16 protein-coding genes and 1 tRNA gene are annotated in these 11,474 nt (G+C 34.7%); 6 read left to right on the top strand and 11 right to left on the bottom strand.

The window, feature by feature from the left end; translation table 11 throughout:
• Positions 1-157: 157 nt before the first annotated feature.
• Positions 158-283 (top strand): hypothetical protein, encoded by a 126-nt coding sequence (locus tag DEF52_RS06705; protein WP_272897544.1) that lies wholly within the window; start codon positions 158-160, stop codon positions 281-283.
• A gap of 180 nt (positions 284-463) precedes the next feature.
• Here DEF52_RS06705 and tyrS read toward each other — a convergent pair whose 3' ends face one another.
• The 3 genes from tyrS to rsfS are packed head-to-tail and all read right to left on the bottom strand — an operon-like array spanning position 464 to position 2,263.
• Positions 464-1,714 carry a tyrosine--tRNA ligase gene (gene tyrS / locus DEF52_RS01160; RefSeq protein ID WP_007548582.1) on the bottom strand — a complete coding sequence of 417 codons (1,251 nt, stop codon included), beginning with the start codon at positions 1,712-1,714 and terminating at the stop codon, positions 464-466.
• A 1-nt stretch (position 1,715) separates the two neighbouring features.
• Positions 1,716-1,955: a hypothetical protein gene (locus DEF52_RS01155; RefSeq protein ID WP_049973599.1), complete on the bottom strand. Its 240-nt coding sequence runs from the start codon at positions 1,953-1,955 to the stop codon at positions 1,716-1,718.
• Complete coding sequence (gene rsfS, locus DEF52_RS01150) at positions 1,946-2,263, bottom strand: ribosome silencing factor (RefSeq protein ID WP_015589391.1); 318 nt, start codon at positions 2,261-2,263, stop codon at positions 1,946-1,948. The genes DEF52_RS01155 and rsfS overlap by 10 nt, the downstream gene beginning before the upstream one ends.
• A gap of 179 nt (positions 2,264-2,442) precedes the next feature.
• Between rsfS and DEF52_RS01145 the strand changes: the two genes are divergently transcribed.
• From DEF52_RS01145 to DEF52_RS01135, 3 genes are read left to right on the top strand one after another with little or no spacing between them, the layout of a single operon-like run.
• Positions 2,443-3,060: an AAA family ATPase gene (locus DEF52_RS01145; protein WP_022626414.1), complete on the top strand. Its 618-nt coding sequence runs from the start codon at positions 2,443-2,445 to the stop codon at positions 3,058-3,060.
• Positions 3,053-3,541, top strand: coding sequence for an RNA pyrophosphohydrolase (locus DEF52_RS01140; protein ID WP_006279569.1), 489 nt, complete (start codon positions 3,053-3,055; stop codon positions 3,539-3,541). The genes DEF52_RS01145 and DEF52_RS01140 overlap by 8 nt, the downstream gene beginning before the upstream one ends.
• On the top strand, positions 3,538-4,305 hold the full coding sequence (locus DEF52_RS01135; RefSeq protein ID WP_010082353.1) for a TatD family hydrolase: 768 nt from the start codon (positions 3,538-3,540) through the stop codon (positions 4,303-4,305). Before DEF52_RS01140 ends, DEF52_RS01135 begins: the two co-directional genes overlap by 4 nt.
• Positions 4,306-4,332: 27 nt before the next feature.
• Here DEF52_RS01135 and mdh read toward each other — a convergent pair whose 3' ends face one another.
• From mdh to DEF52_RS01100, 7 genes are read right to left on the bottom strand one after another with little or no spacing between them, the layout of a single operon-like run.
• Positions 4,333-5,283: a malate dehydrogenase gene (mdh, locus tag DEF52_RS01130; protein WP_007548577.1), complete on the bottom strand. Its 951-nt coding sequence runs from the start codon at positions 5,281-5,283 to the stop codon at positions 4,333-4,335.
• 3 nt (positions 5,284-5,286) lie between these two features.
• Positions 5,287-5,859 (bottom strand): NADH-quinone oxidoreductase subunit C, encoded by a 573-nt coding sequence (locus DEF52_RS01125; protein ID WP_007548576.1) that lies wholly within the window; start codon positions 5,857-5,859, stop codon positions 5,287-5,289.
• Positions 5,852-6,358 carry a NuoB/complex I 20 kDa subunit family protein gene (locus tag DEF52_RS01120; RefSeq protein ID WP_006279574.1) on the bottom strand — a complete coding sequence of 169 codons (507 nt, stop codon included), beginning with the start codon at positions 6,356-6,358 and terminating at the stop codon, positions 5,852-5,854. The genes DEF52_RS01125 and DEF52_RS01120 overlap by 8 nt, the downstream gene beginning before the upstream one ends.
• 3 nt (positions 6,359-6,361) lie before the next feature.
• On the bottom strand, positions 6,362-6,715 hold the full coding sequence (locus DEF52_RS01115; RefSeq protein WP_007548575.1) for an NADH-quinone oxidoreductase subunit A: 354 nt from the start codon (positions 6,713-6,715) through the stop codon (positions 6,362-6,364).
• An 18-nt stretch (positions 6,716-6,733) separates the two neighbouring features.
• Positions 6,734-7,102, bottom strand: a complete 369-nt coding sequence (locus DEF52_RS01110; protein ID WP_007548574.1) for an HIT domain-containing protein — start codon at positions 7,100-7,102, stop codon at positions 6,734-6,736.
• 3 nt (positions 7,103-7,105) lie between these two features.
• Entirely contained in the window at positions 7,106-7,363 is a 258-nt protein-coding gene (locus DEF52_RS01105; protein ID WP_006279579.1) for a hypothetical protein, read from the bottom strand.
• Positions 7,364-7,379: 16 nt separating this feature from the next.
• A complete protein-coding gene (locus DEF52_RS01100) occupies positions 7,380-8,153 on the bottom strand; it encodes a hypothetical protein (RefSeq protein WP_151807629.1) in 774 nt (257 codons plus the stop codon).
• Positions 8,154-8,336: 183 nt separating this feature from the next.
• On the opposite strand from DEF52_RS01100, the gene DEF52_RS01095 reads away from it, so the two are divergent.
• Positions 8,337-9,713, top strand: coding sequence for a UDP-N-acetylmuramoyl-tripeptide--D-alanyl-D-alanine ligase (locus DEF52_RS01095; RefSeq protein WP_151807628.1), 1,377 nt, complete (start codon positions 8,337-8,339; stop codon positions 9,711-9,713).
• 50 nt (positions 9,714-9,763) lie between these two features.
• Positions 9,764-10,714 carry a complex I NDUFA9 subunit family protein gene (locus DEF52_RS01090; RefSeq protein WP_151807627.1) on the top strand — a complete coding sequence of 317 codons (951 nt, stop codon included), beginning with the start codon at positions 9,764-9,766 and terminating at the stop codon, positions 10,712-10,714.
• 8 nt (positions 10,715-10,722) lie between these two features.
• Here DEF52_RS01090 and DEF52_RS01085 read toward each other — a convergent pair.
• Positions 10,723-10,796, bottom strand: a tRNA-Arg gene (locus tag DEF52_RS01085).
• Positions 10,797-11,474 lie beyond the last annotated feature (678 nt).

The raw sequence follows: 11,474 nt of genomic DNA, 5'->3' as shown, positions 1-11,474 counted from the left end.
CTGCCTTCCTATGACCTGTTCGGACTATTATGAGAAATGCTATACTATTCTTAAATTTGATCAGATTGATTGCAAAAAAACAAGATTTTCAATAGGTTGCTTATAATCCTAACTATAGTTAGCCTTTCATAAGTAGCGATGCAACAAAGCCATCCCAGTGTCAAGCACTGGGATGACAAGAAGAGGGTACTTGGATAAGAGGCATTGCCCTCCTGGTAGGCCAAAATTGCAATGTCCGTACAGTTATGGATTCATTCGCGGTATAGATTCCGCTAATGAGTAGCGGAATGACGAATTTGTTGTTTTTCAAATTGTAGGTAAACCTAAGCCACTTTAGCTATATATAATAGAATTTCGCTTTCTACTATCTTTCCAGTTGTTTTATACATAATTCTCGAATTTTGAAAATTTGCTCCATATCTAATTTCTCACTTGTATAAAATTTGTTTTCTTACTTCGAGACCTAATCTACCACAACTTTTATATGGCGTTTCTTTCCTGCAGATAATTTTATAAATGGCTGATCTTTAAAGCTTTCGAAATTTATTACATGATCAATATTGTTTACAACATTATCATTAATCTTGCATCCGTTGCCCTGTATTAAACGCTTTGCAGCGCCTTTTGAAGGTTCAAAACCGGTGTCATGTAGTAGGTCTACTAAGGATATGCCGCTTGCAACTTGTTCTTTTTTTATGATGTAATCAGGAAGTAGTGAGCTATCTTCATTCTCAAAAGCAGAAATTGCAGCAAATTGTGCAAGTTCCGCTTCTTTGTCACCATGACATATTTTTGTCACTTCTGTTGCCAAGACCTTTTTTGCTTCATTTATTTCTTGATCCTTTAAAGACTCTAATTTTCTAATCTCATCAATTGGCACATCAGTGAGCAATCTTAAAAAACGTCCAACATCTTGATCATCAACGTTGCGAAAATATTGCCAGTAGTCGTAAGGCTTTAGCATATTATCATCAAGCCACACTGCTCCACTTTCAGTTTTGCCCATTTTTTTTCCTTGTGCATTTAATAAAAGAGGCATGGTAAGGCCAAATAGCTCAGGTAAATTCAACTTTTTTCCAAGTTCAATTCCGTTTACTATATTTCCCCACTGGTCTGACCCTCCAATCTGCAGACGACAATCATATTTTTTGTTTAATTCAATAAAGTCGTAAGCTTGCAATAGCATGTAATTAAATTCCAGAAAGCTTAAGGTTTGCTCTCTATCCAGCCTGGTTTTCACACTATCAAAACTTAGCATACGATTTACAGAAAAATAAGCTCCTATATCACGCAAAAAATCTATGTATTTTATGTTATCCAACCAATCTGCGTTATTTACTATCATTGCACCAGTCTTGCTGTCATTAAAAGACACCATTTTCTCTAATATTCTCCTTATACTGGATGTATTTTGATTGATGTTCTCTACAGGCAAGATGCTTCTTGCTTTATCTTTGAAGGATGGGTCACCAATTTTTGTTGTGCCACCTCCAAGTAAGACTATCGGCTTATAACCAAATTTTTGTAGGTGACAGAGCATCATAATCTGAATTAGGTGACCAGCATGAAGACTTGGTGCTGTGCAATCAAACCCAATGTATGCAACTATATAATTGCTCTGCAATAATAATTGATCTAGTCCTTCAATGTTTGTGCATTGGTATAGGTACCCTCTTTCTTGGATGAAATTTAAAAATTCAGATGCGTGTTTCATTTTATAAACCCCAGTCTATCCTGTCATTAATGCCGAAGGTAACCCTAATAGAGAAGCCAGTGCCCAGACACTGGAACTTAATTATAAACAAGCACACTATACAACGTTTTCGATGAAATTGCATGAAAAACTGGATTCCAGTGTCAGCTACTTTCATGACACCACTACCTGTGCAGGAGTTGCCTTCAAAATTACAACGTTTGTGCAATTGTGTACCAGCTATCTGGATAATCAATTCCATAACTCTTCTATTTTATAATACTCCCTTACTTCCGGCCTGAATATGTGAACCATTATGCCTTGAAAATTCAAAACCACCCAATTGCCTTCATCCATACCTTCTACATCTATTTTATCATGTGGCTTGAGGCTTTTTATTACGTGCTCAGCTAAAGCTTTAACGTGACGGCTTGAATCACCAGATGCAATAATCATATATTTTGCAATAACGGTTTTATTCTGCACATCAAAAGTTACTATATCATGACCTTTATTTTGATCTATTATCTCTTCAATTGTACTTCTTATCGATTTCATATCGCTAAGCATTATTTACAGGTTATATGATTCATTTATAATTATATACTCAAAATTTCTAAATATGAACTATTTTCAACGCAACTACTTGTTAAAGGTATTACCTGCATCTATTTTATCATCATGTTTTTAGCATGTACAATGTATATACTTTTTATATAATTGAAAATAGCTTTTTACTAGTATTCATTATGGGCAAGACTCTCATCTACTTAATCGGCTTTCCAGGCAGTGGTAAGTTTACTACTGCAAAGGAACTGTGTAAAATCATTGGTGCAGTAATAGTAAGCAATAATCTATTCAATAATATTATATTTGATATTGTTAAATTACAAAACGCTGAAGTTCCAGATGACCTATGGGAAAAAATTTTTGCAGTTAGGGAAAATGTATTAGCAATACTGGAAAAACACTACGTAAAATCAAAACATTATATATTTACAAATGAATTGATAGAGGGTGATCCCTATGACCAAAGATTATATAACTCAGTGGTAAATTTAAGTAAAAAAATGGACATGGAAATTTTTTCTGTAGTATTACATTGTAATAATGAAAAACTAGTAAGACGTGTCCAATCAGAAGAGAGATATCAGGAAAATAAAATTACTGATCCGGATTTTGCTATAAAGAAAATTGAAGGGAAAAGGCTATTTATACCTGAGGGTTCGCTTGAAATTGATAACTCGAACTTGAGTGCAAAGGAAGTTGCAAAGAAAATTGTTGAAGAGATGAAGAAAGAAAAAAATGGAAAATTAATTAAAACTTCTGTAACAAATCATTTAAAAACAGAGCGTACTCGTGGTTGAGCAGAAAGATAAGTACCGTCCTTGTGTTGGCATAATGCTATTTAACAGACAAGGACATGCCTTTATTGGAAAACGCTTTGATAGCGATTCTTACTGGCAGATGCCACAAGGAGGTGTTGATGATGGTGAGGAACTGGAACAAGCAGCGTTACGTGAGTTGCTAGAGGAGGTTGGTACTAATAAAGTAAAGGTTATAACTAAAAGCAAGGATTGGATATACTACAACTTGCCTGAAGAAGTTATACCAATATGCTGGAATGGAAAATATTCTGGTCAAAAGCAAAGGTGGTTCTTAATGAAGTTTTGCGGAGAGGATGAGGACATTGATATTAATTATACTGGTCATCCAGAGTTCAAAGAGTGGCGTTGGCAAGGTATAGATAGTTTAGTAGCCAGTGCTATATCATTTAAAAAAGAAGTTTATAAAACAGTGATAGAAGAGTTTTCTTCTATAATAAAAGCCTCAACAATAAGCTCATGATAGTAGATTCTCATTGCCACTTGATTTATTTTTCTGACGATGAAATACCAAAAGTAATTTCAAGGGCAGAGCAAAATGGTGTAAAGGTTTTGCATAACATATGCGTAAGCATTGACGATGTTCCTAAGTTATTAAAAATTTCTTCATCCTATGATCAGGTCTACTCCTCTGTTGGTATACATCCGCTTGATGCTGCTATAGAAAACGGTGAGTGTATACATGTTGATGAATTAGTTGAATTTACCAAGAACCAAAAGGTAATTAGTATCGGTGAAACCGGGTTAGATTTTTATAAATCTGACAACAAAGACAATCAGAAAAAAAGTTTTGCATTACATATAGAAGCGTCAAGAATAACTGGACTACCTTTAGTTATTCACACAAGAAGCGCTGATAATGAGATGATCGATATGTTAAGGTCAGAAATGAAAGCCGGTGCTTTTAGTGGAGTAATGCACTGCTTTGCTTCCTCTAAAGAACTTGCTTATCAATCTATAGATTTGGGGTTATATATTTCATTTTCTGGAATTATTACTTTTAAAAATGCGAGCTTACTCAGAGAAATTGCACAAAATGTACCACGCGAGCGTGTTTTAGTCGAAACTGATGCACCATATCTATCACCTGAGCCTTATAGGGGAAAAAAGAATGAACCAGCAATGGTGAAATACGTTGTTGATTGTTTGGCAGAGTTGTGGAATGAGTCACCAGAACAAGTAGCGAAGGTAACCACAAGCAACTTTTTTAGGCTGTTTGAGCTATAAAGAAGCTCTATAAAACCATTAATTTGCTTATGAACCTAAAGATTTCACCAGCTCTCTCACCGAGTTTACAGACTTATTAAACATTTCTTGTTCACTATCATTCATTTTAACTTCTAGGATCTTTTCAATTCCGTTTTTTCCAATAATTACAGGAACACCAATAAACAACTCTTCTACACCATATTCACCATTAAGGTAAGCAGCACATGGTAATATGCGCCTCTTATCTTTTAAATATGATTCTAACATGCATATAGCTGAAGATGCAGGAGCGTAGTATGCAGATCCAGACTTAAGCAGATCAACTATTTCTTTACCGCCATTGCGAGTGCGTTCAACTATTTCATCGACTTTTTTCTGTGTGATAAGACCCATATCGATAATTTGAGTAAGTGGAACTCCAGCAACTGAAGCACAATTGATTAGTGGTACCATAGTGTCGCCATGTCCTCCAAGCACAAAAGCAGATATATCTTCAACTGAGATATTTAACTCACTTGCAAGAAAGTAACGAAAACGGGAAGAATCAAGCACTCCTGCCATGCCAACAATCATATTAGTTGGAAGGTTTGAAAATTTATGCACCACTGAAACCATGGCATCCAAAGGGTTGGTAACCACTATTACAAACGCGTTTGGAGAATATTTTTTAATATTTTCGCCAACCTCCTTCATTACTTTAGCATTGGTTTGCAGGAGGTCATCCCTGCTCATTCCAGGTTTTCTAGCGATGCCAGCGGTTATTATAATTGCATCGGAGTTTTTTATATCTTCATACCTATTTGTGCCAGTAATATTGACATTAAATCCATCAATAGGGGATGATTCTGCTATGTCGAGTGCTTTACCTTGTGGTATTCCATCACTAATATCAAGTAAAACAACATCACCGAGTTCCCTTAGTGCAATCATATGGGTGAGAGTTCCACCGATATTTCCTGCACCGATTAAAGATATTTTTTTTCTTTGTACTGTCATTTTCTACTCCTTTGTATTTACTTTTATGGTTTTACCTTCCCAAGGCGATAAGCTATCAAACATACGAAAATCTTGCGGTAAATCTATAGGATTATACACAACCTTTTTTGTCTCTATATCATATCTTACTTCCTCATAACCAGTGAGAGGGAAATCTTTTAACATTGGATGACCTTTGAATCCATAGTCTGTTAGAATCCTACGCAAATCAGGGTGATCAGAAAACTCTATTCCATACATATCAAACACTTCACGCTCAAACCACAAAGCCGTACTAAATATCTTCGCTACACTTGGAGGCATGTCGCTTTCACATAACTGAAGCTTTATGTGTACTCTAATATTATGCACAATGCTGAGCAGATTGTATATTAGCTCGAAACGCTTCTCTCTATTTGGATAGTCAACCCCAAAAATATCAACTAATAGTTCAAACCTACACTTTTCATCATCACGTAGAAAGAATAGATGCTTTTCAATTTCATCTAAAGTTGAATATATTACAATAATGCCATCATCTTTTTGAATGCACTCGCATTTGGTCTTTTTTTGTATATACTTTGCAGTTTTATCCATTCCGAGTCCGTTTTATTTTGTTTTGTAGGCATAGCATTCCATATAGCAACGCCTCAGCAGTTGGTGGGCATCCAGGAACATACACATCAACTGGTACGATCCTATCGCAACCGCGAACTACTGAATAAGAGTAATGGTAATAACCACCACCATTTGCACAACTTCCCATAGAAATAACATACTTTGGGTCTGCCATTTGATCATAGACTTTACGCAATGCTGCTGCCATTTTATTAGTTAGTGTGCCAGCAACAATCATCACATCTGATTGACGTGGGCTTGCACGAAACATTATGCCATATCTATCAAGATCATAACGGCTAGATGCGGTATGCATCATCTCAACTGCGCAACATGCAAGACCAAATGTCATTGGCCACAATGAACCAGACCTTGCCCAATTCATTACATAATCTGTTAAATCACCAAATTTAGTGACAAGAAACCCTTCTTTTTTATAACGACCCCAGTCATCATTAGATAGAATTTGATTTGTCATAAACTACTCCCACTCTAATGCACCTTTACACCATTCATAGATAAAACCTATAGTGAGTATTGCAAGAAATACCATCATAGACCAAAATCCACCATAGCTTATCTTAGATAAAGAAACAGCCCAAGGAAAAAGAAAAGCAATTTCTAAGTCAAATATTATAAATAATATTGAAACTAGGTAAAATTTAATGTCAAAATTTTTTCTTGCACTGGATAGTGGATTGAAGCCACACTCATATGTGGAAAGTTTTTCACTATCTGGCTTACTCACTGCAAGAAACATAGGCAATATACCTAAAACAAAAGATACTACAATTGATACGCAGATAAAGATTACTATGGTTAAATATTCGCTCATTTAACAAAACATATAACACTATGAATTTACATGCTTTCCTAACTTTTTACCACCTAAAATATGCACGTGAAAATGTGGTACAACCTGCTCTCCATTTTCACCGTAGTTAGTGACTAACCTATACCCTGTTTTTTCTAGATTATATTTATGTGCTATCTCTCTTACAGTTTTGAAGAAATTTGCTATCTCCTCTTCAGAAGCTTTTAGAATAAAATCATCGTATGAAATATATTGATTTTTGGGTATAGCTAAAATGTGAACTGGTGCGTCAGGGTACTTATCATGAAAAGCTAGTACATTTTCATTTTCATGTACCTTCTCACAAGGTAACTCACCTCTTAATATTTGAGCAAAGATGTTATCGCTATCATAAACTTCATTGCTCATATTTTAAGAGCGACCTTTCCCTCTTTCTTCGTTTTTCTCTACATTAGGTGTAGATAGTGGTTTTATCGCTTCACCAGAAGCATCTTCAAGATTTAAAGAGCTTACAAGTTCCCTTACTTTTACCATGTCCTGCTGTTCTTTCAAAAAGGGTTCTATTCCACTTACCCTTTTTCCAGTAATAACTCCTGGTTGTAAGTGATACATATCCCCAGGAACAGTTAGACTATGATGTCTTTCCTCTATTTTTTTAGCTTCACTCATAATACTCCCCTATAACTTATTTTTGCATTCCACAACTTTGCGACTTACCTGCTTTTATAGCTTCTTGCGCCCATTTTTTCTCACCTGAAGCTATATTTTCTGAAGGCTGACCAACATCAGACTTCACAACTTTGTCTGATGACTGCTTTTGATTATCATATTCCTTATACAATTTTTCTGCAATACCATACAGCAATTTTAAGTCTGTGTGAACTTTAAATTCTCCACCAGTAATTTTTGCTAGATCTTTAAGGTTACCGTCAACTTTTTGTTTAATTTCTTCAATAGCAAGCTTTTTTATCTCCTCTGGACTCTTTCCTTTATTTTTAGAGCCAGTTTTAATGTCTTCAATTATTTTTTTAACATCAACTTCAATTACAATTTTATTTTCTTCTCTATGTATAGTGATGTTTGAATACTCACTTTTTAGTGCTTTTATTTTATTCAATTGTTCATCATTCAAATAAGGTATATCTCCCGTCAGAGTTCTTGACACTAAAAAACTTACCTTTCCTATCCCTTTCTTTTGCTCTGTTATTTGTACACCAAGATCCTTACTAGCCTGTGTGGTTTCTATAGGTGGATCATATTCCCTTTCTTCTTCAGGTACATCTATACCAACAGCTTTCTTTAACGAAACTGTAGCATCATGTTTCATTTCACCCGTTGAAGCAAACGGCTTCTTTATAGGGTAAATAAGTGCTTTAGGCACAAGAGCAAACACCCGACCTGTAGCTTCTACACCTGTTTTAACTGCTCCGCCTATCTTAGCCCAAATAGATTCTGCCATACATACCTCCAAGGTAGTTTCTATAACTAAATACATTTTAATTATAGACGAAAAAATTTAAACTTCTATATCCATTATAAGATAGAATTATAGGGATTGCAACCATTATTTGCACATTGTCTAAAACATGTAGTATTTTCGCTACTTTTATTGTTCAATTTATTATAAAGAATACTCTAAATTATGTTTAAATGGAACACAAATAATATCATTGATGCAACTGGCGGAAGAGACGTAAATGGTTGTAATTGGATACATAGCTCAAATATTTCAACGGACACAAGAAGCATAAAAAAAGGTGATTTATTTATTGCCCTCAAGGGAAAGAATTTTGATGGCCATAATTTTTTGCATGAAGCGTTTTTAAAAGGGGCTGTCGCTGCAATAGTGAGTGAGGGTAAATATAAAAGTTTCCCTCTCATGATTGTACAAGATACCCTGAAAGCTTTGCACAATATGGCATCATACTACATTAGAAATGTTCTTATTGATGCTAAAGTTATTGCAGTTACAGGCAGTGTCGGGAAAACCACTACAAAGGATATGCTGCATACTGTTTTATCGCAATATGGAGTGTCCCATGCAAACGAAGGTAACTTAAATAATAATATAGGATTGCCTTTGACAATTCTGAAAGCTCCAAAAAACTGCCAGTACTTAATTCTTGAAATGGGAATGAATAAAGCTGGTGAAATAAAAGAATTATCAAAAATTAGTAATCCGAATATTGCAGTTATTACCAACATCGAACCTGCACATACTGAAAATTTTTCATCACTATTTGACGTTGCACAAGCGAAGTTAGAAATTCTGTATGGTATGAAAAATGACGGTACTTTGGTTTTAAGCAGAGATAATAAGTATTATGATTATCTCTCATCACATGCCAATAGGAATGTAATAAGCTTTGGTAAAGATAAAAATGCTGAAGTTTGTTTGTTGGACCTAATAAGAAATGATGACGGGCTAAATTTAAAAATCAGGCTGAGTAATAATCAAATTATAAACTGTAATTTACGTGTACAAGGTGAGCATTTTGCTTATTCGCTACTTGCTATTGCAGCAGTTGTGCAAAGCCTCGGACTTGATTTATCAAAATTACCACTTGCACTTAAGAATTTTAGTGCAACGAAAGGTAGAGGCAATATTCATAAGGTCAAATGCAATAAAAAATATATACATTTAATTGATGACTCCTATAACGCCAGCCCTGCTTCGATGAAAACTGCAATAAAAACTTTGAGTACATATTCTAATCAGAGAAAAGTAGCTTTGCTTGGTGATATGTTGGAACTTGGTGATGAAAGCATAGAGTTTCATACAGATTTGGTTAAGATTATCACAGAAAATAATATAGATAAAGTTTATACAGTTGGTAAATTTATGTTAGAATTGCATGAGCTTTTGCCAGATAATATAAGAGGCACGCATTTTAGTGATTCTAATCAATTGAAAAGTGATTTAGCTAACATTATTCAGAATAATGACGCAATTCTAGTTAAAGGCTCACGAGGAATGAAAATGGATCTTATTGTACGGGAATTCGTAATAAAATATTAAGCGAAATCATTGTATTAATTTACAGTAACAAATTATTAGGAACTTTAATTGTGATAAAACGTGTAATTATTTTTGGTGGAACGGGGTTTATAGGGAAACACATCGTAAGACGCTTGGCAGCAGAAGGATATTTAATAAAGATATTCACTCGTAATCAGGAAAAAGCTGCTTGTTTAAAATTGTGTGGCAATTTAGGACAAATATCAATATTTAAAGGCGATTTTTTTGATGAAAAATCAGTTCTGGAGGGTATGGAAGAATGTGATGTAGCTATAAACTTAGTGGGAATATTATATGAAGCAAAAAAGCACGATTTTTACGCTGTTCACGTTAAAATAGCTGAAAGGATAGCAAAAGCTGCAAAAATGAAAAATGTACCTATGATGATACATTTTTCTGCTATGGGAATAGAAAATAGCAAGTTGTCAAAATATGCCAAAAGTAAATTGGAAGGTGAAAAAGCTGTAACTTCAGCATTTCAAGAAGCAATAATAATTAGGCCAAGCCTTGTATTTGGTAAAGAAGACAACTTCTTTAATAAATTTGCAAGACTAGCAACTATTCTTCCTTTTTTACCACTAATTGGCAATGGAACAACTAAATTTCAGCCAATATGTGTAACAGACTTAGCTGAAGTGGTATATCGTATTATCAGTTTTAATAAGCAAGACAAGAAAATTTATAACATGGGTGGACCAAAGGTTTACTCTTTCAAAAGCTTATTGAAGTTTATTCTGAATGTTACTAACAGAAAGTGTTTGTTGATCAATGTATCTTTTCCAATGGCAAAGTTAATAGCTTTCTTTTTAGAAAATAAAATTATTTCTATGCTGCTAAAACCAATAACCGGAGATACGAACCCTGTGCTTACTCAAGATCAGGTGAAAGTTATGATGAATAGTTCAATCGAAAAGTCAGTTGACCTTGAAACAATGAAGGTTCGACCATTAGCAATTGAAAATGTGGTGCCAGAGTACTTGAAGATTTATAGAAAGTATTGATAAAAGAGTGTGCCCGGTGGGATTCGAACCTACGACCCACAGCTTAGAAGGCTGTTGCTCTATCCAGCTGAGCTACGGGCACACAACATATATAAAATGCTTCTTAGTACAAGTGAAGTCAAGTACTTCGTGTGAATATGATGTTTATCTTACAAAACCTTGTCATTGCAGTTGTGTGTCGCGCGCTACCGAAATTGGATGCGAGAAGTCTATTTATTTTAGAAAATATTATATAGAAAGTTGCTTGACAAACTCCACCAGCGCCCTTATCATGATAGTGAAGCTATTGTATTTGCTTTCGCCAATCTGCAGATTAAAAGGTAAGGATTACTTAATGTATCGGCGTCTTATGTTCAATTTTTTGCAGTATATAGATACTGTATGTCTTTACAAAACTTCATCTACATCTAGATTTTTATCTAAATAAGCTGAACGCGCTTATAAAGCGTTACAAGACATCAAAAAATGCCAATACTCGACAGAGATAGTAAAAGACTAGCTAACTCGGGGATTCTTTGTCTTTTTTTCTGCTTAGTAAATTTCTTAAACATTTGCAGCGTAAGTTAGTTGCAATTAAAAGCAGCTTAATCTTGCTTGTCAAGCGTTTAAAACATAAAAAACGCCAATATTTTAAAGCGGATAATAACCCCAGGGTTTCTTTTGCCTTTTTTTTCATTTGGTAAATTTCTTAATATTTATAGCTAAACAACAACCGTCATCCCGCTACGTGTTAGCGGGATCTATGCTTTGAGATACCGCG

The sequence above is a fragment of the Wolbachia endosymbiont of Nasonia oneida genome (assembly GCF_009012935.1).
GTDB classification, from domain to species: Bacteria; Pseudomonadota; Alphaproteobacteria; order Rickettsiales; family Anaplasmataceae; genus Wolbachia; species Wolbachia pipientis.
Note: the sequence above shows the minus strand (reverse complement) of the source record. Positions and strands in the feature narration are given on the sequence as shown.

Excerpts from the sequence above, each read along its gene's own strand:
- tyrS (WP_007548582.1), bottom strand. The coding sequence starts at position 1,714 with ATGAAACACGCATCTGAATTTTTAAATTTCATCCAAGAAAGAGGGTAC.
- DEF52_RS01155 (WP_049973599.1), bottom strand. The coding sequence starts at position 1,955 with ATGGAATTGATTATCCAGATAGCTGGTACACAATTGCACAAACGTTGT.
- rsfS (WP_015589391.1), bottom strand. The coding sequence starts at position 2,263 with ATGCTTAGCGATATGAAATCGATAAGAAGTACAATTGAAGAGATAATA.
- DEF52_RS01145 (WP_022626414.1), top strand. The coding sequence starts at position 2,443 with ATGGGCAAGACTCTCATCTACTTAATCGGCTTTCCAGGCAGTGGTAAG.
- DEF52_RS01135 (WP_010082353.1), top strand. The coding sequence starts at position 3,538 with ATGATAGTAGATTCTCATTGCCACTTGATTTATTTTTCTGACGATGAA.
- mdh (WP_007548577.1), bottom strand. The coding sequence starts at position 5,283 with ATGACAGTACAAAGAAAAAAAATATCTTTAATCGGTGCAGGAAATATC.
- DEF52_RS01125 (WP_007548576.1), bottom strand. The coding sequence starts at position 5,859 with ATGGATAAAACTGCAAAGTATATACAAAAAAAGACCAAATGCGAGTGC.
- DEF52_RS01120 (WP_006279574.1), bottom strand. The coding sequence starts at position 6,358 with ATGACAAATCAAATTCTATCTAATGATGACTGGGGTCGTTATAAAAAA.
- DEF52_RS01115 (WP_007548575.1), bottom strand. The coding sequence starts at position 6,715 with ATGAGCGAATATTTAACCATAGTAATCTTTATCTGCGTATCAATTGTA.
- DEF52_RS01110 (WP_007548574.1), bottom strand. The coding sequence starts at position 7,102 with ATGAGCAATGAAGTTTATGATAGCGATAACATCTTTGCTCAAATATTA.
- DEF52_RS01105 (WP_006279579.1), bottom strand. The coding sequence starts at position 7,363 with ATGAGTGAAGCTAAAAAAATAGAGGAAAGACATCATAGTCTAACTGTT.
- DEF52_RS01100 (WP_151807629.1), bottom strand. The coding sequence starts at position 8,153 with ATGGCAGAATCTATTTGGGCTAAGATAGGCGGAGCAGTTAAAACAGGT.
- DEF52_RS01095 (WP_151807628.1), top strand. The coding sequence starts at position 8,337 with ATGTTTAAATGGAACACAAATAATATCATTGATGCAACTGGCGGAAGA.